The organism is Pseudoduganella sp. R-43 (genome assembly GCF_049913255.1).
Classification (GTDB): Bacteria; Pseudomonadota; Gammaproteobacteria; order Burkholderiales; family Burkholderiaceae_D; genus Rugamonas.
The window spans coordinates 5,786,673-5,812,042 of the sequence record NZ_CP183988.1 but is presented as its reverse complement, the minus strand read 5'-3'; the positions used below and the strand labels follow the sequence as shown (position 1 = coordinate 5,812,042).

At 68.2% G+C, this 25,370-nt stretch carries 17 protein-coding genes; 16 read left to right on the top strand and 1 reads right to left on the bottom strand.

What is annotated here, in order from left to right:
* Positions 1–35 precede the first annotated feature (35 nt).
* The gene (locus ACN9M3_RS26475) at positions 36–989 is read left to right on the top strand and encodes an alpha/beta fold hydrolase (RefSeq protein ID WP_426164401.1); all 954 of its coding nucleotides are present in this window, start codon (positions 36–38) and stop codon (positions 987–989) included.
* Here the strand turns inward: ACN9M3_RS26475 and ACN9M3_RS26470 are convergent.
* Positions 940–1,839 (bottom strand): LysR family transcriptional regulator, encoded by a 900-nt coding sequence (locus ACN9M3_RS26470; RefSeq protein ID WP_426164398.1) that lies wholly within the window; start codon positions 1,837–1,839, stop codon positions 940–942. The genes ACN9M3_RS26475 and ACN9M3_RS26470 overlap by 50 nt on opposite strands.
* Before the next feature lie 128 nt (positions 1,840–1,967).
* On the opposite strand from ACN9M3_RS26470, the gene ACN9M3_RS26465 reads away from it, so the two are divergent.
* The 15 genes from ACN9M3_RS26465 (at position 1,968) to ACN9M3_RS26395 (ending at position 25,369) form a co-directional block, all read left to right on the top strand.
* Positions 1,968–3,917: a TonB-dependent receptor domain-containing protein gene (locus ACN9M3_RS26465; RefSeq protein ID WP_426319116.1), complete on the top strand. Its 1,950-nt coding sequence runs from the start codon at positions 1,968–1,970 to the stop codon at positions 3,915–3,917.
* A 77-nt stretch (positions 3,918–3,994) separates the two neighbouring features.
* The gene (locus ACN9M3_RS26460; protein WP_426319115.1) at positions 3,995–5,107 is read left to right on the top strand and encodes an isochorismate synthase; all 1,113 of its coding nucleotides are present in this window, start codon (positions 3,995–3,997) and stop codon (positions 5,105–5,107) included.
* Positions 5,104–6,678 carry a (2,3-dihydroxybenzoyl)adenylate synthase gene (locus ACN9M3_RS26455; RefSeq protein ID WP_426319114.1) on the top strand — a complete coding sequence of 525 codons (1,575 nt, stop codon included), beginning with the start codon at positions 5,104–5,106 and terminating at the stop codon, positions 6,676–6,678. Before ACN9M3_RS26460 ends, ACN9M3_RS26455 begins: the two co-directional genes overlap by 4 nt.
* Positions 6,679–6,693: 15 nt before the next feature.
* Positions 6,694–7,554: an isochorismatase family protein gene (locus tag ACN9M3_RS26450; RefSeq protein ID WP_426164386.1), complete on the top strand. Its 861-nt coding sequence runs from the start codon at positions 6,694–6,696 to the stop codon at positions 7,552–7,554.
* Between the two features lie 8 nt (positions 7,555–7,562).
* Positions 7,563–8,396: a 2,3-dihydro-2,3-dihydroxybenzoate dehydrogenase gene (gene dhbA, locus ACN9M3_RS26445; RefSeq protein ID WP_426164384.1), complete on the top strand. Its 834-nt coding sequence runs from the start codon at positions 7,563–7,565 to the stop codon at positions 8,394–8,396.
* A gap of 16 nt (positions 8,397–8,412) precedes the next feature.
* A complete protein-coding gene (locus ACN9M3_RS26440; protein WP_426319113.1) occupies positions 8,413–9,570 on the top strand; it encodes an efflux RND transporter periplasmic adaptor subunit in 1,158 nt (385 codons plus the stop codon).
* A 6-nt stretch (positions 9,571–9,576) separates the two neighbouring features.
* Positions 9,577–12,687: a multidrug efflux RND transporter permease subunit gene (locus ACN9M3_RS26435; protein WP_426319112.1), complete on the top strand. Its 3,111-nt coding sequence runs from the start codon at positions 9,577–9,579 to the stop codon at positions 12,685–12,687.
* On the top strand, positions 12,665–12,913 hold the full coding sequence (locus ACN9M3_RS26430; RefSeq protein WP_426319111.1) for a hypothetical protein: 249 nt from the start codon (positions 12,665–12,667) through the stop codon (positions 12,911–12,913). The genes ACN9M3_RS26435 and ACN9M3_RS26430 overlap by 23 nt, the downstream gene beginning before the upstream one ends.
* Positions 12,910–13,206 (top strand): hypothetical protein, encoded by a 297-nt coding sequence (locus ACN9M3_RS26425; RefSeq protein ID WP_426164374.1) that lies wholly within the window; start codon positions 12,910–12,912, stop codon positions 13,204–13,206. Before ACN9M3_RS26430 ends, ACN9M3_RS26425 begins: the two co-directional genes overlap by 4 nt.
* A gap of 3 nt (positions 13,207–13,209) precedes the next feature.
* Entirely contained in the window at positions 13,210–14,856 is a 1,647-nt protein-coding gene (locus ACN9M3_RS26420; protein WP_426164371.1) for a PepSY-associated TM helix domain-containing protein, read from the top strand.
* Positions 14,853–16,055 (top strand): enterochelin esterase, encoded by a 1,203-nt coding sequence (gene fes / locus ACN9M3_RS26415; RefSeq protein WP_426164369.1) that lies wholly within the window; start codon positions 14,853–14,855, stop codon positions 16,053–16,055. The genes ACN9M3_RS26420 and fes overlap by 4 nt, the downstream gene beginning before the upstream one ends.
* Entirely contained in the window at positions 16,052–16,264 is a 213-nt protein-coding gene (locus ACN9M3_RS26410) for an MbtH family protein (protein ID WP_426319110.1), read from the top strand. The genes fes and ACN9M3_RS26410 overlap by 4 nt, the downstream gene beginning before the upstream one ends.
* Positions 16,265–16,273: 9 nt before the next feature.
* Positions 16,274–23,467, top strand: a complete 7,194-nt coding sequence (locus ACN9M3_RS26405; protein WP_426319109.1) for an amino acid adenylation domain-containing protein — start codon at positions 16,274–16,276, stop codon at positions 23,465–23,467.
* Positions 23,468–23,487: 20 nt separating this feature from the next.
* On the top strand, positions 23,488–24,711 hold the full coding sequence (gene entS, locus ACN9M3_RS26400) for an enterobactin transporter EntS (protein ID WP_426319108.1): 1,224 nt from the start codon (positions 23,488–23,490) through the stop codon (positions 24,709–24,711).
* Positions 24,701–25,369 carry a 4'-phosphopantetheinyl transferase superfamily protein gene (locus ACN9M3_RS26395; protein WP_426164360.1) on the top strand — a complete coding sequence of 223 codons (669 nt, stop codon included), beginning with the start codon at positions 24,701–24,703 and terminating at the stop codon, positions 25,367–25,369. Before entS ends, ACN9M3_RS26395 begins: the two co-directional genes overlap by 11 nt.
* Position 25,370 lies beyond the last annotated feature (1 nt).

Here is a 25,370-nt window from a genome sequence, read left to right as displayed (position 1 = left end):
AGAGTGGGGCCATTGACAATCCTCTGGAGAACAACATGAAAGCATTCGTAGCAGCTGCCGCCATTGCACTTGCCGGAGCCGCGCACGCGGCACCCGTTGCTTACCGCACCGTCGCCGTCGATGGCATCAATATCGCTTACCGCGAAGCCGGCGATGCGAGCAAGCCGACCGTCCTGCTGCTGCACGGCGTGCCAAGTTCGTCCCGCATGTACGACGGGCTGCTGCGCAGGCTGGGCGACCGCTATCACCTGTTGGCGCCGGACTATCCCGGCTTCGGCAACAGCGACGCGCCCGATCCGGCGAAGTTCGCCTACACCTTCGACAACCTGGCGGCGGTGATGCAGAAATTCACAGATGCCGTCGGTACGCAACGCTATGTGCTGCTAATGCAGGATTACGGTGCGCCGGTCGGTATGCGCATGGCACAGGCAAGGCCGCAAGCGGTGCAGGCGCTGGTGTTCCAGAACGGGAATGTGTACGAAGACGGGCTGGGCGCGATGTGGGCCAAGCGCAAGCCGTTCTGGGCGGACCGCGCCGCGCACGAGAAGGACGTCATCGCCGTGCACCAGTCAGTGGCGGCGACGCGCGCACGGCATATCGGCAGCGATCCTGCAATCGAAGCCTACGATCCGGATTTGTGGATGGATGAACATGCCTATCTCAATCGCCCTGGCCAGGCGCGCATCCAGGCCGATCTGATTTACGACTACCAGCACAACCTGGCGGCTTATCCTGAATGGCAGGCCTGGCTGAAACAGCGCCAGTTGCCCACGCTGGTGGTATGGGGCAAGCACGACCTGGCGTTCACGGTGCCCGGCGCGCAAGCCTTCAAGCGCGACAATCCTTCAGCCGAAGTGCATATCCTGGACGGTGGTCACTTTGTGATGGATACCCGGCTGGACGACGTCGCCGCGATCACCGGCGATTTCCTCGGCAAGCTCAGTTCAGGTGCGGGTGCGTCCGCAGGTGCTGCGCCAGCAGGTCAATGAATTTGCGCACCTTGGAGGAGCCGTATTTGCTTTCGCGGTGCAGGATATGCACCGGCCATGGCTCCTCTTCAAATTCCGGCAGGATGATTTTCAGCTGGCCTGTCGCCAGTTCTTCAGCCATCTGGTAGGACAGCAGGCGGCAGATGCCCAATCCTTCGACGGCCGCACGAATCGCAGCATCGTTGCTGGTTACGGTAAACCGGGGCTTGATGCGGACGGTGAGCGGATTGCCGTCGCGCCCGAATTTCCATTCGACGCGCGGCGTGATATTGCTGGCCGAAATAATCGTATGCTGCTGCAGCTCTTCCGGATGCCGCGGCACGCCATGCCGGGCAAGATACTCGGGGGAAGCGCACAGCACGCGCCGCATCTGGCCAACGCGCAAGGCCTTCATGCTGGAATCGGGCAGGGGACCCAGTCGCACGGCTACGTCCATGCCTTCTTCAATCAGGTTGACGACGCGGTCGAGGAAGTAGGCCGAGACGTCGACCTCCGGGTACTGCTTCAGGAATTGCACGATGCAGGGTGTGACGAATTGCTTCCCGAACAGGACCGAGGCGGTGACGGCCAAGTTGCCTTTGGGCTCGGCGTTGATGCCGGCGGCGGCGCCATTGGCCTCTTCGATGCTGGCCAGGATGTTGCGGCAGTCGTCCAGATAGCGCTGGCCGGCTTCGGTCAGGCGCACATTGCGCGTGGTCCGCTGCAGCAGCTGGACACCCAGCTTTTCCTCCAGCGCCGAAATGGCGCGCGTGATCGCCGCCGGCGACATGTCAAGGCTGCGCGAGGCGGCGGCAAAGCTTTCCTGCTCGCCAACCGCCACGAATACCGTCATCAGGTGCATGTGATCCATGTTTTTCCTCCTGGCGAGGATGGTAGCCGTTAATAATTAAGACAGATTAACTTTTTTGCCTTATACTTCTTGCATGATTGAATGCGAATGATTATCATTTGCGTTCATTTTAATTCTTGAACCTTGTTATGTCCCTTTCGAAATCCCTCATCGCGGCAAGCCTGGCCGCCATCGGCCTTCCTGCGTTTGCCGATGATGCAGGCGGTGTCGGCGATGGCAGCGTCGTTGTGGTAACCGCCTCCATGCGCGCCCACACCGTGGCCGCAGCACCTGCCTTCACCACCGTCATTACAGCCGAAGATATCGCCAAGTCGCCGGTCAATGGCCTGGCCGACCTGCTGCGCGACAGCGTCGGCGTCAATAACCAGACCGACGATAATGGCCGCGACGAAATCCGCATTCGCGGCCTGGGCGGCAAGTACACGCTGATGCTGGTGAACGGCAAGCGTGTCTCGTCCGGCGGAGCCTTGTGGCGCGGCGGCGATTTCGATTTCAGCTCGATCCCCCTGTCCAGCATCAAGCGGGTGGAAATTGTGCGCGGCCCAATGGCGGCGCTGTACGGCTCCGACGCGATGGGCGGCGTGATCAACATCATCACCTGGCCGGCCACCAGGGAGTGGAAGGGCAGCGTGACCGGCGAATACCGCACGGTGGACAGCGGCTATGGCGGCGACCAGTACCGCGTCGGCGCCAGCCTGTCGGGCGCGTTGAGCGACACGTTCAGCCTGTCCCTTGCCGGCGAGCGCTATGACCGCGACGCTTGGTGGGGCGCCCCGGCCAGCGACGCGACGCGCACCCCGCGCCTGGAAGAGAAAAAAGCCAGCAACCTGACCGGTACCCTGACCTGGCAACTGGCGGAAAACCAGTCGCTGGACTTCGACCTGGGCTACAACAAGGACAAGCGCCCGCGCGTGATGTACTACTATGCCTTCTACCCTGAATGGAATTTCGAATCGAAGGACATCCGCGACCAGGAAATCGAGCGCAACACCTATGGCCTGACCCACCGCGCCAACTGGGACTGGGGCAACACCACGGCCTACATCACCCGCGAGAGCGCTGAAATCCATGACTTCAACACGCGCTACGACGCACCGCAGCAGCGCACCCTGAAGGAAGAGAACACCTATGCCAAGTTCTACGGCAATACCACCCTTGGCATCAACGCGCTGACTGCCGGCGTGGACCTGCGCCGCCAGGTGATCCGCGATGCGGTCAGCTACAAGGATACCGGCAAGGTCAGCACCGACAGCAAAGCTGTTTTCATCGAGGATGAACTGGCCCTGGCCATGGATCTGCACCTGACGCTGGCCGGCCGCCTGGACGACCATAGCGTGTTTGGCAGCCACTTCTCGCCCAAGAGCTACCTGGTATGGCAAAGCAATGATTCGCTGACCGTGAAAGGCGGCATCAGCAAGGCCTTCAAGGCGCCGGACGCCTATCAGCTGACGAAGGAGTATCGTATCGTGAGCTGCGGCGGCAGCTGCTTCCTGGCCGGGAATCCGGAACTGTCTCCCGAGACCAGCACCAACTACGAGCTGGGCTTCGAAGTGCACCAGAAAGGCTGGGACCTGACCGCCGTCGCCTTCAAGAACGATGTGGACGACATGATCGTGGCGACCTACGATGCGCCGACCAATTCGCGCCGCTGGGTCAACGTTGCTCAGGCCAAGACCAAGGGCCTGGAACTGGAGGCCAGCGTGCAGCTGCATCCTTCGCTGACCCTGTCGGGCAACTTCACCCACCTGAAGGCCGACTACGTCAACGAGAACGGCAAGACTACGGTCCTGGACAACCGTCCTGAGAACGTGGGCCGCATCGGCCTGGCCTGGACCGCAGTACCCGGGGTGCAGGCGTCGCTGTCGGCGCACTATACCGGCAAGCAGTTCTACTCCGAGAAGGAACTGCCGGCCTATACCCGCGTCGACCTGGGCCTCTCGGCCAAGGTCGGCAAGCACTGGACGCTGCGCACCGGCGTCAAGAACCTGACCGATGTCGACCTGTCCGAGAAGAGCAAGAACTTCAGCTTCTTCGAATTGGGCCGCAATTACTACGTCAGCGCCACTTACGGCTTCTGACCCCGCAGGGGCATGCCCCTGAATTCCCTAGCCAGCGTAAAGCCAGCGAACCATTCAAACAGTTTGCGAGGTAGAACATGGCTACAAGCTTATTCCTGTCGCGCCACCGTTCGCTGCGTGGCAGCGGCGTTGCGGAACGCATCGAAACGCCGGCACACGATGCCGGCCGCCTGCAGGCCGATGTCGCGGCAGCCTTGCGCCGCGCGCGCGCGCGCGGCAATCCGCATCCGGTGGCGCTGGGCGCCATTCCCTTCGATACGCGCCAGCCGTCCGCGCTGGTGGTGCCGGTGGTGTCCGAATTCGTCGAGCGCGGTGATGTGGCGCGTGGCGAAGCGTCGGACTTGCCGCCCATCCTTCATACGCAGAGCATTCCCGGCGAGGAGCGCTTCAAGCAGGGCGTGCGCCAGGCTGTGGCCAACTTCGGCCTGAGCGACATCCGCAAGGCCGTGCTGTCGCGCTTGCTGGACGTCGAGCTGGCCGGCCATGCCGATGCTGGCGATATCTTCCGTCGCCTGGTATCGCGCAATCCTTCCGGTTTCCAGTTCCGCCTGCCGCTGGCCGACGGTTCGGAACTGGTGGGCGTCAGCCCCGAGCTGCTGTTGCGTAAGCAGGGCGCGCGCATGGAATCGAATCCGTTGGCCGGTTCTGCGCGACGCGATGCCGATCCGGTGCGCGATCGCGAGGTGAGCGAGGCGCTGCTGCGCTCTTCCAAGGACGCCTACGAACACCGCCTGGTGACGGACGAGATCCGCCGCGTGCTGGCGCCGGTCTGCCGCGACCTGGTGATTCCGGAGCGGCCGTCGCTGCTTTCGACTGCCGCCATGTGGCACCTGTCGACGCCGATCGAAGGCGAGCTGCACGATCCGGCGATGGGGGCGCTGGAGCTGGCCTGCCGCCTGCATCCGACGCCCGCCGTCTGCGGCTTCCCGACACGCCTGGCGCGCAAGTTGATCGACCTGGTCGAACCATTCGACCGCGGCCTGTTCGCGGGTATGGTGGGCTGGTGCGACGATGAAGGCAACGGCGAATGGGCCGTGACCATCCGCTGCGGCCGGGTGGCTGGCAACCGCGTGCAGCTGTTTGCCGGAGCCGGCATCGTGGCCGATTCCTGTCCGGATGCCGAATGGGCCGAAACCCAGGCCAAATTGCAGACCATGCTTGGCGCCCTGAGCGCAAGGGAGGCCGCGTGATCGAATTCACTCATTGGCCGCAGGACGCGGCGCAACGCTACCGCGAGCAGGGACTGTGGGCCGGCTTGCCGTTGACCGAGATCCTGGAGCGGCAGGCGCGCGAACATCCCCAGGGCATCGCCGTGATCTGCGGCGAGCGCATGCTCAGCTATCGCGAACTGGACGAGCAGGCGGAACAACTGGCGCAAGCGCTGGCCCGGCGCGGGCTGGGCGTGGGCGATACCGCCCTGGTGCAGCTGCCCAATGTGGCCGAGCTGTATATCGCTTTCTTTGGCTTGCTGAAGGCCGGCGTGGCGCCGGTGAATGCGCTGTTCAGCCATCAACGGCTGGAGCTCACGGCGTATGCGCAGCAGCTGCAGCCGAAGCTGCTGGTTGCTTCGGCCAGCCACCCCTTGTTCGCCAACGACGCGTTCGCGCGCGAGCTGGCCGTGCCGCACACCATGGTGCTGGGCGCGGACGGCTTCCGCGAACAGCCGCAGGGCATCGGGCCGCGGCCGCAGCATGCACCCGCTTCCGAAGTGGCGTTCTTCCAGCTGTCCGGCGGCAGCACCGGCACGCCCAAGCTGATCCCGCGCACCCATGACGATTACTACTACAGTGTGCGGCGCAGTGCGGAAATCTGCCGTCTGGACCGCGGCACGCGCTTCCTGTGCGCACTGCCGGCAGGCCACAACTTCCTGCTCAGCTCCCCCGGCGCGCTGGGCGTATTCCACGCCGGGGGCACCGTGGTGCTGGCGCCGGCGCCGGAACCGCTGGCCTGTTTCGCCTTGATCGAACGGCATGGCGTGAACATGGCGGCGCTGGTGCCGTCGGCAGTGGCGTTGTGGCTGCAGGCGGCGCAGCAGCCGGAACGCCGCGCGCAGCTGTCCTCGCTGCGCCTGCTGCAGGTGGGCGGCGCCAGCTTCGCCGAAGCGCTGGCGCGCCGTGTACCGCAGGAGCTGGGCTGCGCGCTGCAGCAGGTATTCGGCATGGCCGAGGGCCTGGTGAACTACACGCGCCTGGACGATCCGGACGACGTGGTCTACGCCACCCAGGGCCGCCCCATGAGTGACGCCGACGAGGTGCGCGTGCTGGACGCGGACGGCCAGCAGGTTGCCGACGGCGAGACCGGCATGCTGGCCACGCGCGGCCCTTACACCTTCCGCGGCTACTACCGCGCTGCCGAACACAATGCGCGCGTATTCGATGCGGACGGCTTCTACCACACGGGCGACCTGGTGCAGCGCAGCGCCGGCGGCAACCTGCGCGTCGTCGGCCGGGTGAAGGACCAGATCAATCGCGGCGGCGAAAAGATCGCGGCGGAGGAAGTGGAAAACCTGCTGCTGCGCCATCCGGGCGTGCTGCATGCGGCGCTGATCTCGGTGCCCCATGCGCTGCTGGGCGAAATGAGCTGCGCCTGCATCGTGCCGCGCGGCGACAGCCTGCGCCCGGTCGAACTGCGCAAATACCTGCGCGGCCTGGGCGTGGCCGACTACAAGCTGCCCGACCGCTTTGAAATGCTGGACCGCCTGCCGTTGACGGCGGTCGGCAAGACCGACAAGCTGGCGCTGCGCGCCAGCATCCCGAACTGAGATGGAGCCTGGACCATGAGTATTCCCGTTATTTCTTCCTACCCGATGCCGCAGCCGGACAGCCTGCCCGCCAACAAGGTGGCGTGGCAGCCCGAGGCCGGCCGCGCCGTGCTGCTGGTGCACGACATGCAGGATTACTTCCTGCGCTTCTATGGCCAGGACAGCGAACTGCGCACCGCGCTGGTGGCCAATATCGCCGCGCTGTGCGCATGGGCGCGGGCGGCCGGCGTGCCGGTGGTGTACACCGCGCAGCCGGTCAAGCAGAGCCCGGAAGAGCGCGCGCTGCTGAACGATATGTGGGGCCCGGGCCTGACCACAGCCGATCCGGCGCTGCAGCAGGTGACCGCCGCGCTGGCGCCGCTGCCGGGCGATACGGTACTGGTCAAATGGCGCTACAGCGCCTTCCAGCGCTCCGAGCTGCAGTCCCTGATGCGCGATTGGGGCCGCGACCAGCTGCTGATCGCCGGCGTGTACGCCCATATCGGCTGCATGACGACTGCGCTGGACGCCTTCATGCGCGACGTGCAGCCGTTCATGGTTGCCGACGCGCTGGCCGACTTCAGCGAAGAGGAGCATCGCATGGCGCTGCGCTACGTGGCTGGTCGCTGCGGCAGCGTGACCCATACGGCGCAGGTGCTCGCCGCGCGTCCGCCGCTGACCATCGACTGGCTGCGCGCCAGCCTGCTGCCGCGCCTGGAGGAGGGCAGCTTCGGGCCGGACGACAACCTGGTCGATTACGGCCTCGATTCGCTGGAAGTGATGGCGCTGGTGGCCGAATGGGAGAAGCTGGGCTTGCGCGTCAGCTTCGAAGAATTGGCCGGCACGCCGACGCTCAACGCGTGGTGGGACGTCCTGCAGCGCAAGATCGCCGCATGAGGTGAGCCATGTTCCTGGCCGACCAGAACAACCTCGCTTCGGCGCGTCCGCAGGCGCCGCCGCGTCCTCCCGGCTTCCACTTCGAAGGGCGCCAGGTATGGGTGACCGGCGCCGGGCGCGGCATCGGCTACCAGGCGGCGATGGCGTTTCGCCAGCTGGGTGCACGCGTGATCGGCATCGACCGATGCTTCGATTCGGAGCTGGGCTCGCGGCACGGCAAGAAGTACCCGTTCAAGACCGTGCAGCTCGATATCACCGACCGCGCGGCGATCGCCGCGGCTTTCGACCAGCTGCTGCTGGAAACGCCGCGGGTGGATGTGCTGGTCAACGCGGCCGGCGTGCTGCGCCTGGGGCGGCTGGAGAACACCAGCGCCGAGGACTGGCAGGCCTGCTTCGACATTAATGTCAGCGGCGTGTTCCACATCCTCAGCCGGCTGCTGCCGCAGTTCAAGGCGCAGCGTTTCGGCAGTATCGTCAACGTGGCGTCGAACGCGGCGCACGTCCCGCGCCTGAACATGGTGGCCTATTGCGCTTCCAAGTCGGCGCTGGTGAGCCTGAGCCATTGCGCGGGACTGGAGCTGGCGCAGTACGGCGTGCGCTGCAACCTGGTGTCGCCCGGCTCCACCGATACGCCGATGCTGCGCTCCATGCTGCCGGACGACGAAGGCATGCAGCGCACCATCGCCGGCCTGCCCGAGCAGTTCAAGTTGGGCATCCCGTTGCGCAAGATTGCCACCGCGCGCGAGATCGCCAACACCATTGTTTTCCTGGCCTCCGACCTGGCCAGCCATATCACCATGCAGGACCTGGTCGTCGACGGCGGAGCCACGCTGGCAGCATGACCGGATTGGAGCAAATATGCGATTCATGAAGTACCTGCCGGCCCTGTTGCTGCTGGCCGCCTGTGGCGCGAAAGACGAGAAGCCGCCCGCGCCGGCGGTGCCGGAAGTGGCCGTGGCCACGCTGGCGCTGGAGAAGCTGCCGCTGAACAGTGAGCTGGCGGGCCGCGTGGCGGCCGTGCGCGTGTCGGAAGTGCGGCCGCAGGTCGACGGCGTGATCGTGGGGCGCTATTTCGAGGAAGGCGCCGACGTGCGGGCCGGGCAACTGCTGTACCGCATCGACAGTGCCAGCTATGCGGCGCGGCAGGAGCAGGCCAGCGCCGAGCTGGCGCTGGAAAAGGCCAGCCTGGTCAACCTGCGCGTGATCGCCGAGCGCTACGCACGCCTGCTGGATTCGCGCACGGTGACGCAGCAGGACCACGACCTGGCGCAAGCCAACTATCAGCAGGGCCTGGCCCGCGTGCGCGCACGCCAGGCATCGCTGCGGGCGGCGGAAATCGACCTGCAGCGCACCGAGGTGCGTGCCGCCATCGCCGGCCGCATCGGGCGCGCGGAAGCCACCGAAGGCGCGCTGGTATCGCGCGCGCAGCAGGAACCTCTGGCGCGCGTGCAGCAGCTTGACCCCGTGTATGTGGACGTGGTGCAGTCCAGCCAGCAGATGCTGGCCTTGCAGCGTGCGCTGCGCAGCGGCAGCCTGAAGCCGGGAGCGCGCGCCGTGACGCTGGCGCTGGAAGACGGCAGCGAGTACGCCCATGCCGGCGAGTTGCAGTTCGCGGAAATGCAGGTGGACCAGCAGACCGGCATGGTGACGCTGCGGGCGCGCTTTCCGAATCCGGAGCGCCTGCTGGTTCCCGGCATGTACGTCCGGGCGCGCGTCGAGCACGGCGTGCAGCCGGAAGTGGTGATGCTCCCGCAGCAGGCGGTGCGCCTGGGCGAAGGGGAGAAGGCGTCGGCGCTGGTGGTCAACGCAAAGGGCGAGGTCGAATTGCGCGAGCTGGTGCTGGCCGGAAGCCACCAGGGACGCTGGGCTGCGCTGTCGGGTGTCCGGGCGGGCGAGCGAGTGATCGTCGAGGGGGCCATGAAGGCGGCGCCGGGAGGGCGCGTCAATGCGGTCGAGTGGCGCGGTGCGGCCCTGGGCGCGGCATCCGTTCCGGTGCAGCCGGGGCACGAGGGCTGAGCGGTGGTGGCGCGTTTCTTTATCGCCCGGCCGGTGCTGGCCTGGGTCCTGGCGGCGGCGGTCATGCTGGGCGGACTGCTGGCGCTGGCCCTGCTGCCGGTGGCACAGTATCCCAACATCGCACCGCCGACGGTACGGGTGTCGGCCAGCTATCCGGGCGCCTCGGCCCAGGTGGTCGAGCACAGCGTGGTGCAGGTGCTGGAGCAGGAGCTCAAGAACCTCAAGCACCTGACCTATTTCGATGCCAGCAGCAGCTCGGCGGGCGAGGCGGAGATCATGCTCACCTTCGAGCAGGGCGCCGACCCGGCGCTGGCCCAGCTGGAGGTGCAGAACAAGGTGAACCAGCTGGCCTATCGCCTGCCGCGTGCGGTGCAGCAGAATGGCCTGAGCGTGACGGCCATGCAGAACAGCTTCCTGATGGTGGTGGTGTTCAGCGACCGCCAGGGCGCGCTGGGCGAGGCGGCGCTGGCGGACTGGATGAGCAGCCAGGTGATCGATGCGGTCAGCCGCGTCCCGGGTGTCGGCGAGGTGCGGAATTTCGGCTCGCCGTATGCCATGCGCGTGTGGCTGCATCCGCATAAGCTGCACAGTTTCGGCCTGATGCCGGCTGACGTGGTGCGCGCCATCGAAAGCCAGAATACCGAGGTGCCGGTGGGCGAGCTTGGCGCGCGTCCGGCGCCGCCGGGGCAGGCGCTGAACGTGTCAGTGACTGCGCTGTCGCGTTTGAAAACGCCGCAGCAGTTCCGCGACCTGATCCTGAAGACCCGCCCGGACGGTGCCGTGGTGCGCCTGTCCGATGTCGCGCGGGTGGAGCTCGGCAGCGAATCGTATGGGGCCGCGTCGCGCCTGGACGGCCAGCCGGCTTCGGGCTTTGCGGTCATGCTGGCGCCGGGCGCCAACGGCCTGGCCACGGCGGCCGGCGTGCGCGAGCGCATCGCGGCGCTGCAGCCGTCTTTCCCGGCCGGCGTGGAGGCGGCCTATCCGGAGGACGCCACGCGCTTCGTCAAGCTGTCAATCCGCCAGGTGGCGGTGACGCTGGCCGAAGCCGTGCTGCTGGTGGTGCTGGTGATGTTCGTCTTCCTGCAGGGATGGCGCGCCACGCTGGTGCCGGTGATCACCGTGCCGGTGGTCCTGCTTGGCACCTGCGGCGTGCTGGCCCTGACCGGCTTCTCGATCAATACATTGACGCTGTTTGCGATGGTGCTGGCGATTGGCCTGCTAGTGGACGATTCCATCGTCGTGGTGGAGAACGTCGAGCGCATCATGGCGGAACAAGGCATCGGCGCGCGCGAAGCGACCCTGCAGTCGATGCGCGGCATCACGGGTGCGCTGGCCGGCATTGCCATCGTGCTGGGTGCGGTATTCTTGCCGATGGCCTTCTTCTCCGGTTCGGTCGGAGTGATCTACCGCCAGTTTTCTGTCACGCTGGTCACAGCCATGGCGCTGTCGGTGCTGGTGGCGATCAGCCTGACGCCGGTGCTGTGCGCAGCGCTGCTGCGTCCCGCCGCGGCGCACGGTGCGGACGGGCGATTTGCGCGTGCCATGGCGGCGCTGCAGCGGCGCTACGACGGGCTGCTGCAAAAATTGCCCGGCCGCCGCTGGCGCCTGGGCGCGGTGTACGCCGTGTTGCTGGGGGCGGCCGCCTGGGGCTACCAGCGCCTCCCGGCATCCTTCATCCCAGTCGACGACCAGGGCACGGTGATGGTGCGTTTTGCGCTGCCGGCCGGCGCCACCTATCCGCGCACGGCCGAACTGGCGCGTCAGATCGAGCGCCATTTCCGCGAGAACGAGAAGGACAACGTCGCGATGGTGTACACCATTGCCGGCATGGGCATGGGCGGCGCCGGCCAGAATGCCGGCATGGCCTTCGTCAACCTGAAGGACTGGTCGCAACGCAAGGGAGCGGAGAACTCGGCGCAGGCGATTGCCGCGCGCGCCACCGGCGCGCTGGGCAAGCTGCGCGATGCACGGGTGTTTGCCATGGTGCCGCCGCCGATCGACGGCCTGGGGGAGGCCAGCGGCTTCGAATTCTGGCTGCAGGATACTTCCGGCGCGACGCCGGAATCATTGGCCGCACGGGCCGCCCAACTGGCCGCCGGGGCGGGTGAATTGCCCGGCGTGATGTATGCGGAAGCCGACGGCAGCGAAAGCAAGGCCCAGCTGCGCATCGACATCGACCAGGCCAAGGCGCTGACCCTCGGCCTGAACCTGGACGATGTCAACAGCACCCTGAGCGCGGCCTGGGGCGGCGTGTACGTCAACGACTACCTGCACGAAGGCCGCGTGCGCAAGGTGCTGGTGCAGTCCGATGCGCAGTGGCGCGCCGCGCCGGACGACCTGCAGCACTGGTCGGTGCGCGGCAGCGGCAATGCCATGACGCCGCTGTCCGCCTTCGCCGGTACGCGCTGGGACAGCGGCCCGACGCAGCTGCGCCGTTTCAACGGCCTGCCGGCAGTGCACATCAGCGGCGCCGGAACGCCCGGCGCCAGTTCCGGCGACACGATGGCGCGCATCGAGGCGCTGGTGGCGCAGCAGCCTTCCAGCCGCCTGGCATGGAGCGGCCTGTCCTACCAGGACCAGCTGTCGCGCGGCCAGGCCCCCATGCTGTACGCGGTATCGGTGCTGTTCGTGTTCCTCTGCCTGGCCGGCCTGTATGGCAGCTGGTCGATCCCGTTCTGCGTGCTGCTGGCAATTCCGCCGGGCGTGCTGGGAGCGGTGGCGGGCGCCGGCGTGCTGGGTCTCGAGCGTGACATCTTCTTCCAGGTCGGCGTGCTGGCCACGGTGGGCTTGTCGGCCAAGAACGCGATCCTGATCGTCGAATTCGCCGTGGCGGCGGTGCGCGCAGGGCAGGGGCCCTGGGCTGCCGTCACGGCCGCCGCCAGCCAGCGCCTGCGGCCCATCCTGATGACCTCACTGGCGTTCGGCGCCGGCATCGTGCCGCTGGTGCTGGCCAACGGGCCCGGCGCGGCAGCGCAGCAGGCCATCGGGGCCAGCGTGCTGGGTGGCGTGCTCCTTTCCACGGCCCTGGGCGTGTTCCTGGTGCCGCTGTTCTATCTCTCCATCCTTGAACTCGGCCAACGCCGGGCATTTGCAAATGATCCTGTTCCTGTTGCTTGACATTGCGGGCTGCTGCCTGCTCTACCTCGGCCACCGCCACCAGGGCTGGCTGGCGCAGCCGATTGGCCCGCTTCGCGTGGCGGCCGGCGCGCTGGCCCTGCTGCTGGCCTTGGCCGCCGCCTGCATTGCGCTGTCGCCGCTGGCGGCGGTGTTCGCGTGGACTGTCGCCAGCATGCTGGCATTCAGCCTGCTGCCGTTCGGCTCCCTGTTGAAAGGAAAACCATGAGCGCCAAACCCGATGCGATCCGGCCGGACTGGTGGAGCAAGACCTTTGCCGGCGCAGTGCTGGGCGCCACGCTGGCGCTGGCCCTCGCCGGGCTGTTCGCCTGGGCCGGGCCGGGCGGCATCAATGCCCGCGAGAAGGCGCAGTTCGTCATGTGGATCATGGCGCCGCTGTGGATGGCCGTTTTCTCCACGGTCTACCTGTTCCGCAGCGGCCTGCGCGCCGTGCTGTGGCTGGGCGGCGCCAATGTGGCCGCCTACAGCCTGCTGTTCTACATCCGTTCCACCCTGGGGTAAGCCATGAAAGTCCGCAGCGATATCCTTCGCATTTACCAATCCCTTCATACCTGGACCGGCATCTGCGCCGGCATCCTGCTGTTCATCGGCTTCTTTGGCGGCGCGCTGACCATGTTCAAGCACCCGCTGGAGCGCTGGGTCAGCGCACCCTCCGCCCTGGCCAGCGCGCTGGCGCCTCAGCAGGTCGACAGCGTGGTGCGCGAAGTGCTGGCTGCCCATCCCGCTGCGCGCGAGGAATTCACGCTGCACGTGGTGCGGCATGAAAACAATCCGGCGCCGGTGACCTGGAGCGCGGGCCATGCGGGGCGCGACATCGACCTGAACGCCATGCGCTGGCAGGCAAGCCTGGACGAGCAAGGCAAGCTGGTGGCGCAGGAGGTGCGGCCGTCCCTGCTCGGCGAACTGGTCGACATGCTGCACCGCACCGGCGGCATTCCCGGCACGCTGGGCGACGAGTACCTGGGCGTGTACCTGATGGGCGTGGCGGGCGTGCTGTATTTCCTGGCCTTGGTGTCGGGCGTGGTCCTGCTGCTGCCGACGCTGGTCAAGGACTTCTTCGCCCTGCGCAAGGGCAAGAACCGCAAGCGCTTCTGGCTCGATGCGCACAATGTGATCGGCATCGCCAGCCTGCCGTTCCACATCGTGATCAGCCTGACGGTGATCGTGTTCGCCTTCCACGACCAGTTCTACGACAGCCTGCAGCATGTGGTGTACGGCGAGCAGAAGATGTGGGCACGCCCGAGCGGAACCGCGGGACCGGGCGACGTGACGAAGCTGGCGCCGGCAAGCGAACTGGTTCGCCTGGCGCAGCAGGAAGCACCGGGATTCGAGGTGACGGAAATGCTGTTCATGGACCTGGAGAGCCCGCGTCCCCTGGTCCGCGTCGGCGTGGCCAATGAGGATTACGTGGTGCGCGGCGCGGTATCCGCTTATCTCCTGATGGACCCGTACAACGGCCAGGTGCTGAACAGCAGCATGCTGCCCACTAAGAGCGATACGTGGAGCAGCCTCGTGGCGCCGTTCTTCGCCCTGCATTTCGGCAGCTACGGCGGTGACTGGATGCGCTGGATCTATTTCGCTTTCGGGCTGTCCGGAGCGTTCCTGTTCTATTCGGGCAACCTGCTGTGGCTCGAGAAGCGCCGCAAGAACCAGTTGCGCGACCAGGCGCCACCGGCCCAGCCGCGCCGCACGGCCGTCCTGGCCGCCGCCACTGTCGGCGTCTGCCTTGGCAGCGTGGCCGGCGTGGCGGCTGCTTTGCTGGCTGCGAAGTGGCTGCACGCTGCGTCGGGCAACCTCAATGCGGTGCTGATGACGACCTACTACATCGTCTTCCTGGCCTGTGTGGCGTGGGCCTTCTGGCGCGGCGCCGCGCGTGCCGCGCCAGAATTGCTGGCGCTGTGCGCCCTGGCCGGCTGCGCGATTCCCGCCACCTCGCTGCTGGCGCGCCTGGCGCCTTCGCTCGGCATGTGGGCGCATGGCAGCCTGGGCGCGGTGGCTGTCGACCTGACTGCGCTGGTGCTGGCGTTGCCGCTGGCATGGGGGGCGCGCCTGGCTGCACGCCGTGCCCGCAGCGGTCCGCTGGACAGCGTGTGGGCGGCGCCTGCCGCGGCTGCGCCGGAACCGGCATTTCCGCAGGAGCGCCAGGCATGATGGACCGTGCCGATCTTGGCAGTCCGGCATGGTGGGACGAGGTCGCCGCGCGCGGCACCCCGCTATTGGAGTACGCCGCAGATTGCAACGTCACTTTCCTGTGGCGTGCGCCGGCCGCCGCGCAGGCGCGGGCTGTCTACATCGACGTGTATTCGCACACGCCGCACCCCGGCGTGGGACCGGCCGCCATGCGCCACCATCCCGGGACAGACGTGTGGAGCTGGAGCACCCGGTTGCCGCCTGACTGGCGCGGCAGCTACTTCCTGATGCCGCTTGGCGCGGGACAGGAAGCGCCGCAAGAGGGCGGCGGCGCAGCGTTGCGCCGCTGGTGGGTCGGCCTGCTGGAGACAAACGCCCAGGCCGACCCGCTGAATCCGGGCCCGGCCCATGGCGGCAGCTGGGGCCTGCCCCTGTCGCCGCTGCTGCTGCCGGATGCCGCCAGCCATCCCGCCTGGGCGCAGGCGGGTCCGCCGCAAGGCCGCCTGCACCAGCATCGCTGGCAGAGTGCCGCGCTGGACCTCGGCCGGGACACGTGGATCTACCGCACGGCGCCGCAGGAAGCGAACGATGCGCCGCTGGTCGTCCTGCTCGATGGCCAGTACTGGGCGCGGCAGATGCCGCTGTTCGGGGCGCTGGACATATTGACTGCGCAAGGGGCGCTGCCCCCGGCGATCTACCTGCTGGTCGATGCCGTGACGCCGGAACGGCGCGCCCTGGAGTTGCCCTGCCACGCCCCGTTCTGGGAAGCCCTGCAACAGGAACTGCTGCCGGCAGCGTACGCGCTGGAACCGTTCAGCGCCCTGCCGGGGCGCACGATTGTCGCAGGACAGAGCTTCGGCGGCCTTGCTGCAGCCTATGCGGCCCTGCATTGGCCCGCGCGCTTTGGCAATGTGCTGAGCCAATCCGGTTCGTTCTGGTGGCCCGATCCATCCGATACCGCCAGCGGCGGCTGGCTTGCCGGCTCGGTGGCGCAAGGACCGGCTGCCGGCCGGCCTTTGCGCTTCCTGCTGGAGATCGGCTGCTACGAAGACCAGATGCTTGGCCCGAATCGCTCCTTCCACCAGGCGCTCCGCGCCGCCGGCCACCGCTCCACGCTGCGCGAAGTGCGCGGCGGCCACGACTGGCTGTGCTGGCGCGACGGCCTGCTGGAAGGGCTGTGTGAATTGATGAATGACTTTGACGAGACCCAGGAACCATGAGCAACGAAAACACGACCAATCCTTTTGACGACGAAAGCTACCGGTTCACGGTGCTGCGCAACGGCGCCGGCCAATTCAGCCTGTGGCCCGAGTTCGCCGAGCAACCGGCCGGCTGGCAAGTGCAGCACGGTCCGGCGCCGCGCCGCGAGTGCATCGACTACATCGAGAGCTACTGGCACACCATCAACCCGTTCGCGGCCCGCGCCTGAGGAAAATCCATGGACCAGCAATACCTGCCGCTGAACGGCAGCCAGCTTGGCATCTGGCTGGCAGACCAGGTGGCCGAGAACAAGCAGGGCTACCTCATTGCCCACTGCATCGAAGTGCGCGGCGCCTTGCAGCCGGAGCTGCTGTCGCGCGCGATCCAGCGCGGGCTGGCCGAAGCCGATACGGTGACTGCCCGCTACGTCGAGACCGAAGCCGGCGCGCGCCAGCAGCTGCGCACAGCTTCCGCTGCAGACGGCATCGACCCGCCGGTGCAGCTCGACCTGCGCTGCCATGCCGACGCACGGCAGCGGGCCGACGCCTGGATGCAGGACGACATGGCGGCGCCGTTCGACCTGTCCGGCGGCCATGCGTGCTACCGCCAGGCCCTGTTCCAGGTCGGCCGGGACCACTGGCTGTGGTACCAGCGCTTCCACCACATCATGCTGGACGGCTTCAGCTTCCTCGCCCTGACGCGGCGCATCGCCGCCCACTATGGCGCACTGGCAGCCGGCGCTGCCGCCGCGCCGTCGCCTTTCGTTTCGGCGGCCGCGGCAGTCGCGGAATACGAGGCCTACCAGCGCAGCGATGCGCGGGAGCGCGACCGTGCCTTCTGGGCCGGCTTCTGCGAAGCCCTGCCGCCGGCGGCCACTCTGTCGTTGCGCAATGCGCCGCCATCCGGCCGTGTACACAGCGTGGCATGGGAATTCCCGGCCGGTACGGCCGCCGGCCTGCAGCGCCACGCCGCTTCCGCAAGCCTGGCTGTGCCGGACCTGCTGCATGGCCTGCTGGCCGCTTACCTGTACCGCATGACCGGGCAGAAGCGGCAGGCCATCGGCATGCCGTTCATGCGGCGCATGGGCGCGCGCGCCATCAACGCGCTGGCGCCGACGGTCAATGTGCTGCCGCTGTCGGTCGAGATGGCCGGCGGCATGGACTGGTTTGCGGTGGCGCGCGCCTTCCGCGCCGCCGTCCAGGTGGTGCGCCCGCACCAGCGCTATGAAGCGGAGCAGATCCAGCGCGACGCGGGCCTGGTCGGGACCGGCCGCAAACTGTACGGCGCGCTGGTCAACTTCAAGATGTTCGATTACCGGCTGGACCTGGCTGGCCTGCAGGGCCTGACGCATCACCTGGCGACCGGACCGGTGGACGACCTGGAATTCAACCTGCAGGTGGCCGAGCATATCTCGCTTGAACTGCGCGCCGACGCGGCACGCTACGAAGTGGCGGAACTGGAGCAGCATGCGGCGCGCTTGGCCGGCATGTTGCAGCAATGGCTGGCGGAGCCGCAGCGCGAGCTGCAGGCGCTGGCGCCCGCCACGGAGGACGAACTGGCCCGCATCGGCGCCTGGTCGCGCGGACCGGACATCGCGCCGCCCGGCGTGGACCGCCTGTCGGCCATGCTGGCGAGGCAAGCGGCGGCGCGGCCGGACGCGCTGGCGCTGGTGTGCGGCGCCGTCAGCCTGAGCTTTGCCGCCCTGGCGGACCGTGTCGCCCAGCTGGCACGCCTGCTGCGCACCCAGGGCGCCGGCCCCGGCCGGGTGGTTGCGGTGGCGATTCCCCGCTCGGCCGAATCGGTGGTCGCGATGCTGGCCGTGATGGAATGCGGCGCGGTGTTCCTGCCGCTGGACCTGGATTACCCGGCGGACCGCATCGCCATGATGTGCGAGGACGCGGCGCCTGTCCTGCTGCTGTCCACCGGCGCGGCTGCTATCGCGCCGCCGGCAGGCATTGCCCGCATCGACGTCGACAGTGCCGCCGCGCGCACTGCGCTGGACCAGCTGTCCTGTGCGCCGCTGGGCGAGGAGGAGCGGGGCGGGCTGCTGCCGGCCGATGGCGTGGCCTACATCATCTTCACATCCGGCAGCACCGGGCGGCCGAAAGGCGTCATGAACACGCATGGCGCCCTGCTCAACCTGTTCCAGGCGCACGAAGAGTCGGTATACGGCCCGGCATTGGCGGCAGTGGCAGCGCGCTATCCCGGCCGCGCCCTGCGCGCCGCCCATACGCACTCGTTCTCGTTCGATTCGTCCTGGCTGCAGCTGTTCTGGATGCTGCGCGGCCAGGAACTGTATGTGTTCGACGAGGAGATGCGGCGCGATGCGTACGGCCTGGTGCAGGAAGTCGAGCGCATCGGCATCGACGCCATGGACCTGCCGCCTTCCTTCCTGGCGCAGATGCTGGGCAACGGCCTGATGGCGCCGGGGCGGCACCAGCCGGCGCTCCTGCTCATCGGCGGCGAAGCGGCGCCGGCAGCCCTGTGGCAGCAGCTGCGCTCCTTCCCCGGCCTGCAGGCGCACAACCTGTACGGCCCGACGGAGTACACGGTGGATACGCTGCGCGCCGCGCTGGCCGACAGCGAGCAGCCGGTAGTCGGCCGCCCGATCGGCAATACGGTGGCGCATGTGCTGGACGCGCGGCTGATGCCGGTGCCCGTCGGCGTGGCGGGCGAGCTGTATATCAGCGGCGCCGGCCTGGCCCGGGGCTACCTGGCGCGCGGCGGCCTGAGCGCTGCGCGCTTCGTGGCGTGCCCGTTCGGCGAACCTGGCAGCCGCATGTACCGCACCGGCGACCTGGTGCGCTGGAACCATGCGGGCCTGCTGGAATTCCTCGGCCGCGGCGACGACCAGGTCAAGGTGCGCGGCTACCGCGTCGAGCTGGGCGAAGTGGAGAATGCGCTGTCGCTGCTGCCCGGGGTGGAAAGCGTGGCGGTGCTGGCGCAGGCAGTCAACAATACGCACCGCCTGGTCGGCTATTGCGTGGTGCCGGCCCTGGACGAGGGCGGGCGGGCGGCCCGTGGCGCCGAACTGCTGGCGGCGCTGCGCCAGTCCCTGCCTGACTATATGGTGCCGGCTGCGCTGGTCGTGCTCGACAAGTTTCCGCGCAATGTCAGCGGCAAGGTCGACCGCAAGCAGCTGCCGGCGCCGCAGGCCGCAGCCGCGAGCGCATCGGCCGCGCAGGACGATGTTGCCGGTCCGCTGCCCCTGCTGGTGGCGCGCGCCATGGCCGAAGTGCTGAAGCTCGCCCACGTGTCGGCCGGCGACGACTTCTTCTCCCTTGGCGGCGACAGCATTTCCGCCATCATGCTGTGCACCGCCCTGCGCCATTGCGGCTACCTGCTGCGCCCGGCCGCGGTGTTCGCGCAGCGCACGCCACGTGCCATGGCCGGCCAACTGGCGCCTTTTGCCGTGACGGGCGCCGCTTCGCCGGCGGAACTGTTGTCCGACGCCGTGACCGCGCAGCAGCGCGCGTTGCTGCAGCAACGCCACGGTGCGCACGGCGCGATCCTGCCCGTGCTGCCGCTGCAGGCGGGCATGCTGTTCCATGCGCAAACGGCGCAAGCGGCGCAGGGGCAGGGCAGCTATAACGCATTCACATTGCTGCACCTGGAAGGCGAAGTCGACGCGGCACGGCTGCATGGCGCGCTCGGAGCCGTCCTGCACCGCTATCCTCAGCTGGGCGGCATGTTCGACCTTGATGCGGCCGAACGGCCCCTGTTCCTGATGCCCGCGCCCGGGGCGATGCCCGTATGGCCGTGGCAACAGCACGATTTCGGCCACCTGCCGGAAGCGGAGGCCCAGGCGCAACTGCTTGCCTTGCAGTCCGCCTTGCTGGCGCGGGACGGTTCGACCACGCGCTTCGGCGGCATGCTGCAGGCGGCCCTGGCGACACTGGCGCCGCGCCGCCACGTGCTGCTGCTGGTTGTGCACCACCTGGTCATCGATGGCTGGTCCACGCCGCTGCTGCTGCGCGACCTGATGGCGGCCTACCGCCAGCCCGGCGCCGCGCTTGCCCCCCTGCGCGCAAGCTACGAGCGTGTGGTGGAATGCCTGGCGCAACGCGATACCGCAGCGTCGGAAGCCGCCTGGCGCGAGGACCTGCAGGGCGCGGAGCCGCTGCTGCTGTTCGACGCCGCCGCGAAGGCTGCGCCGGTGCAGGAATACATGCTGCAACTGCCGGCATCGCTGACGGCGAAGCTGCAGGACGCATTGCGCAGCCGCGGCATCACGCTCAATGTGCTGATGCAGGCGGTCTGGGGACAGGTGCTGGGCATGATGGCGGGCCGCAGCGACGTGCTGTTCGGCAGCCCGGTGTCGGGGCGCCACGGCGGGATCGACGGCATCGAGGAGCAGGTCGGCCTCTTCCTCAACACGATCCCGGTCCGCACCCGCCTCGATGCGGCGCAGCCATTGTGGGACCAGCTGCCTGCGCTGCAGCGGCGCCATATCGCCTTGATGGAGCACGACGGCCTGGGACTGGCTGCGATCCAGCGCGCGGCCGGCGCGGCGGCCTTGTTCGACACGCTGCTGGTGGTGGAAAACTACCCGGACAACGGCTATCTGGCGCAGGAGCTGCCGGGATGCGACGGCTACCCGCTGCGCATCGGCGAAGTGGTCAACCGCGGCTACAGCCATTACCCGCTGGCCTTGCTGGTGCTGCCGGGCGAGCGCCTGACGCTGCTGGTCGAGCAGCGCGGCGCCGCCGTCGATGCCGCTGCGCTGGCACAGCGCGTGGCGCAAGTGCTGCGCACGGCGCTGGAAAGCCCGCAGCTGCCGTTGGCGCGTTACCCGCTGCTGACGCCCGGCGAGGCGCAGGCGCTGCTTGCCGCCAACGACACCAGCGTCGACCTGTCCGCGCTGACGCTGCGCGACGTGCTGGCCGCGCAGGTGCGGCGCACGCCCAACCGCCCGGCGCTGGCCGACGCGCGCTGCGCACTGGATTACGCCGAAATGCGGCGCCAGGTGTGCATCCTGGCAGCGCAACTGGTGCAGCAGGGCGTTGTGCCGGGCGACATCGTGGCGGTGGCGTTGCCGCGCTCGGTGCGCCTCAGCATCGCCATCATGGCCGTGATCGAAGCCGGCGCCGCCTACCTGCCGCTGGAACTGGGCTATCCCGCCGACCGCCTGGCCTACATGCTGTCCGACGCCGGGCCGCGCCTGCTGGTCACCGACGAGACCCACGCCGGACGCTTCGCATCGGCCGCCGCGCCGGTGCTGCGCTTTGACGAACTGGCGCAGGCCGGCGCGCCTGCGCCGCAGCTGGACGTCAGGATCACGCCGGCGCATCCGGCGTACGTGATCTACACCTCCGGCACCACCGGCCGGCCCAAGGGCACCATGGTGCCGCACCGGGCGATCTACAACCGTATCGCGTGGATGCAGTATGCATACCAGCTGCGCGAGGAAGATGTCGTGCTGCAGAAAACCCCTTGCGGCTTCGACGTCTCGGTGTGGGAATTCTTCTGGCCATTGATGCAGGGCGCCTGCCTGGTGCTGGCAGAGCCGGATGCGCATCGCGACCCTTCCGCGCTGGTGCAGGCTATCGAGCGGCATGGCGTCACCTGCCTGCATTTCGTACCGTCGATGCTGTCGGTGTTTGCCGGCCACCTGTCGGAGCTCGGTGAGCGCCGTTGCACCAGCCTGCGCCTGGTCTTCTGCAGCGGCGAAGCGCTTGGCAAGTCGCTGGCGCGCGAATTCGCGCAATACAGTTCGGCGGCACTGCACAACCTGTACGGCCCGACCGAAGCTGCGGTGGACGTCAGCTACATGCCCGCCTTTGGCGACATGGGGCAGGGCGGTGCTGGCGTGCCGATCGGGCGCCCGGTCTGGAACACCCAGCTGCGTGTGCTGGACCGCTGGCTGCGCCAGGTCCCGCCGGGCGCGGTCGGCGAGCTGTACCTGGGCGGCGTCCAGCTGGCCGACGGCTATATCGGCAAGCCGGGGCTGACCGCGGCGCGCTTCGTGGCCGACCCGTTCGTGGCCGGCGCCCGCCTGTACCGCACCGGCGACATCGTGCGCTGGCTGGAAGGCTGCATCGTGGAGTACCTGGGCCGCGCCGACGACCAGCTGAAGATCCGCGGCCAACGCATCGAGCTGGGCGAGATCGAGGCCGCGTTGCGCGAGCAGCCGGGCGTGGCCGAAGCAGCGGTGCAAGCCGCAGTGCTGGGCGGCGACAGCGGCGCTGCGGATGCGCGTCAATTGCTGGCCTATGTGGTCGCGGCGCCGGCCGCAGAACCGGATGGGGAGCAGCTGCGCAGCGCACTGGCGGCGCGCCTGCCGTCCCATATGGTGCCGGTGGCGGTGATGGCGCTGCCAGCCCTGCCGCTCAGCGCCAACGGCAAGCTCGATCGCAAGGCGCTGCCGCTGCCGGCACGCAGCGGCACGCCGGCCGGCCGGGCCCCGGCGCGCGGGCTGGAAGAACGGCTGGCCGAAGTGTTCGCGCGTGTGCTGGGGACCGGGGCGGTGGGCGCCGACGACGACTTTTTCGCCATTGGCGGGCATTCGCTGCTGGCCATGAAGCTGGCGGCGGAAGTGCGGCGCACGCTGCAGCGGCGCATCACGGTGGGCCAGGTCATGACGGCGCCGACGGTGGCGCGCCTGGCAGCCTTGTTGAACAGCCAGGGCATGGTCAACGATTTCGGCAACGACGGCTTTGACGAGGTGATCCAGCTGCGCCAGGGCGACGGGCCGCCGCTGATCTGCTTCTATCCGGGTTCCGGTTTCGCATGGCAGTACAGCGTGCTATCGCGCTATCTTGGCGGCGGCCGCGCCATCGTCGGCCTGCAGTCTCCCCGTCCCCATGGCCTGGTGGCTGCCAGCCGCGACATGGAAGCGCTGCTGGACCGGCAGGTGGAGATCGTGCGCGGCGTGCAGCAGCAGGGGCCGTACTACCTGCTGGGCTACTCGCTGGGCGGCACCGTCGCCTACGGCGTGGCCGAGCGCTTGCGGGCGCAAGGGGAGGAAGTCAGCTTCCTCGGACTGCTCGATACCTATCCGGCCGAGGTGCACGACTGGACCGATCCGCAAGGCGCCGAAGCGGCGCTGGGCGCGGAACGCGAACAGGAACGCCTGCTGGGCGATGCCTACGACGGCGAGACCGACGAAGTGCTGCGGCAGGAGAAGGCGGCCATGCTGGAGCAGGTCTTTGCCAACTACCGCGACGCAGTGCGCTTGCTGGCGCAAACGCGCACGCCGGACTATGACGGGCCGGTCACGCTGTTCATCGCCGGCCAGTCCTTGCCGGAGTATATCAGCCCGGTCGAGGCATGGCACCGGCATGTGACGGACCTGGAAGTGCACCACCTGGCGCACTGCTCGCACGAAAACATCCTGTCGCCGCAATCGCTGGAAACCCTTGGCCCGCTGCTGGACCGCGCCATCGGCAGCGCAGAGCAGCGGCTCCAGCTGCGCCAGCGGCGCAGCGCATGAACGAAGGAATGGAAATGAGCATGAAAATGTTGGTCGACCTTGGCCTGCTGCGGCGCAACCGCGACTTCCGCAGCGTCTTTATTGCCCGCACCATCTCGCTGCTGGGGCTTGGCATGCTGTCGGTGGCGGTGCCGATGCAGGTGTACGCGCTGACCGGCGACAGCCTGCAGGTGGGACTGGCGCTGGCGCTGGAAGGCGGCGGCATGTTTGCCGGGCTGTTGCTGGGCGGCGTGCTGGCCGACCGCTACGACCGCCGCAAGCTGATCCTGCTGGCGCGCGCCATCTGCGGCCTGGGCTTCGTCGGCTTGGCTGCCAATGCCTGGCTGCCGGCGCCGTCGCTGTGGGCGGTGTGCCTGCTGTCGGCCTGGGACGGCTTCTTCGGCGCCCTGGGCGTGACGGCGCTGCTGGCCTGCATGCCCGCCATCGTCGGCCGCGAAAACCTGATGCAGGCGCGCGCCATCAGCATGGTCTCGATGCGGCTGGCGACGGTGATTTCGCCGGCCATCGGCGGCGTCCTGATTGCCGCTGCCGGCGTGGGCTGGGCCTATGCCGTCGCCGCCGTCGGCACCGGCCTGACGCTGTTGCCTTTGCTGCGCCTGCCCGCCATGCTGCCGCAATATGCGAGCGATGAGCACCCGCTGCGCGCGCTGGCCGACGGGGTGCGCTTCCTGTCCACCAGCCCGGTGCTGGCCGCCACGGTGCTGGTCGGCACGCTGGTGACGCTGACCACGGCAGTGCGCGTGCTGTTCCCGGCCATGGCGCCGGGGGCGCTGGAACTGGGCCTGATGTATTCGGCGGTGTCGCTGGGCGCCACGCTGGGTGCGGTGGTCAGCGGCTGGACCGAGCGCCTGCAGCGCCCCGGCCGCGCCATGATCGGTGCTAGCCTGGCGGCATTCGCCTGCCTGATGCTGCTGGGCGTGCAGCCTGCGTTCCCCTTCGTGCTGGCGCTGCTGGCCTGTTTCGGCTACTGCGTGTCGATTGCGTCGCTGCTGCAGTACGGACTGGTGCAGGGCCATACGCCGGACCACTACCTGGGTCGCGTCAACGGCCTGTGGGCGGCGCAGGATGCGGCTGGCGATTCGCTGGCCACGATCGGCATCGGCTTGCTGGGCAAGCTGTTGTCGGCCACCGCCGGCATTTTCGTCCTGGGCGCCGCGGCGGGCGTGCTGGGCCTGGCCATGTTCGGCCTGTGCAAGCGGCTGCGCAACGTACCGCTCAACGATCCTGCCCTGCATGCTGCCTGAGAAACTGGATGCGCCGCTGCCGGCCGGCCTGAGCGTGTGGCGCGTGCGGCTCGATGGCGCGCTGGAGCCGGCATGGGCATTGCTGAACGGGGCCGAACGCGGGCGGGCGGAAGAATTTCGCGCACCTGCGGCGCTGCGCCGCTACGTGCTGGCACGTGCCGCCTTGCGCCGCCTGTTGGGCGAGTCGCTGGCATGCGCACCCGCGGAAGTGATGCTGCGCACCGGCCGCCACGGCAAGCCCGCGCTGGCCGGCGTGCAGGGGTTGTGGTTCAATGTATCGCATTCCGGCGACTATGCCTTGATCGCCTTGTCCAGCCAGGGACCGGTCGGGGTCGACATCGAAAGGCAGGACGAGCGCCTGTCGTGCGTGGAAGAGGAAGCGCTGACAGCACGCGAGCGCGCGGCGCCGATGAATTTCTTCACGCGCTGGGTTGGCAAGGAAGCGGTGTTGAAGGCGATCGGCGTAGGAATCGGGAAATACCTGAATGAACTGTCGGTGCTGGCGCTGGAACAAGGCCGCTACCGGCTGGCCTATGGCCGCTGGCCATGGCCAGGATTCGCCGCCGCCAGCTTGCCCGCGCCGCCAGGCTATGCGGCCGCAATCGCCTGGATCAGCGCGGAAAAGCCGGCCGCCGGCAGCTCGAGCGGCCCAGGCTGAT

What these genes read in the sequence shown, in the direction of transcription:
- ACN9M3_RS26475 (WP_426164401.1), top strand. Translation starts at nt 36, where the DNA reads ATGAAAGCATTCGTAGCAGCTGCCGCCATTGCACTTGCCGGAGCCGCG.
- ACN9M3_RS26470 (WP_426164398.1), bottom strand. Translation starts at nt 1,839, where the DNA reads ATGGATCACATGCACCTGATGACGGTATTCGTGGCGGTTGGCGAGCAG.
- ACN9M3_RS26465 (WP_426319116.1), top strand. Translation starts at nt 1,968, where the DNA reads ATGTCCCTTTCGAAATCCCTCATCGCGGCAAGCCTGGCCGCCATCGGC.
- ACN9M3_RS26460 (WP_426319115.1), top strand. Translation starts at nt 3,995, where the DNA reads ATGGCTACAAGCTTATTCCTGTCGCGCCACCGTTCGCTGCGTGGCAGC.
- ACN9M3_RS26450 (WP_426164386.1), top strand. Translation starts at nt 6,694, where the DNA reads ATGAGTATTCCCGTTATTTCTTCCTACCCGATGCCGCAGCCGGACAGC.
- dhbA (WP_426164384.1), top strand. Translation starts at nt 7,563, where the DNA reads ATGTTCCTGGCCGACCAGAACAACCTCGCTTCGGCGCGTCCGCAGGCG.
- ACN9M3_RS26440 (WP_426319113.1), top strand. Translation starts at nt 8,413, where the DNA reads ATGCGATTCATGAAGTACCTGCCGGCCCTGTTGCTGCTGGCCGCCTGT.
- ACN9M3_RS26430 (WP_426319111.1), top strand. Translation starts at nt 12,665, where the DNA reads ATGATCCTGTTCCTGTTGCTTGACATTGCGGGCTGCTGCCTGCTCTAC.
- ACN9M3_RS26425 (WP_426164374.1), top strand. Translation starts at nt 12,910, where the DNA reads ATGAGCGCCAAACCCGATGCGATCCGGCCGGACTGGTGGAGCAAGACC.
- ACN9M3_RS26420 (WP_426164371.1), top strand. Translation starts at nt 13,210, where the DNA reads ATGAAAGTCCGCAGCGATATCCTTCGCATTTACCAATCCCTTCATACC.
- fes (WP_426164369.1), top strand. Translation starts at nt 14,853, where the DNA reads ATGATGGACCGTGCCGATCTTGGCAGTCCGGCATGGTGGGACGAGGTC.
- ACN9M3_RS26410 (WP_426319110.1), top strand. Translation starts at nt 16,052, where the DNA reads ATGAGCAACGAAAACACGACCAATCCTTTTGACGACGAAAGCTACCGG.
- ACN9M3_RS26405 (WP_426319109.1), top strand. Translation starts at nt 16,274, where the DNA reads ATGGACCAGCAATACCTGCCGCTGAACGGCAGCCAGCTTGGCATCTGG.
- entS (WP_426319108.1), top strand. Translation starts at nt 23,488, where the DNA reads ATGAAAATGTTGGTCGACCTTGGCCTGCTGCGGCGCAACCGCGACTTC.
- ACN9M3_RS26395 (WP_426164360.1), top strand. Translation starts at nt 24,701, where the DNA reads ATGCTGCCTGAGAAACTGGATGCGCCGCTGCCGGCCGGCCTGAGCGTG.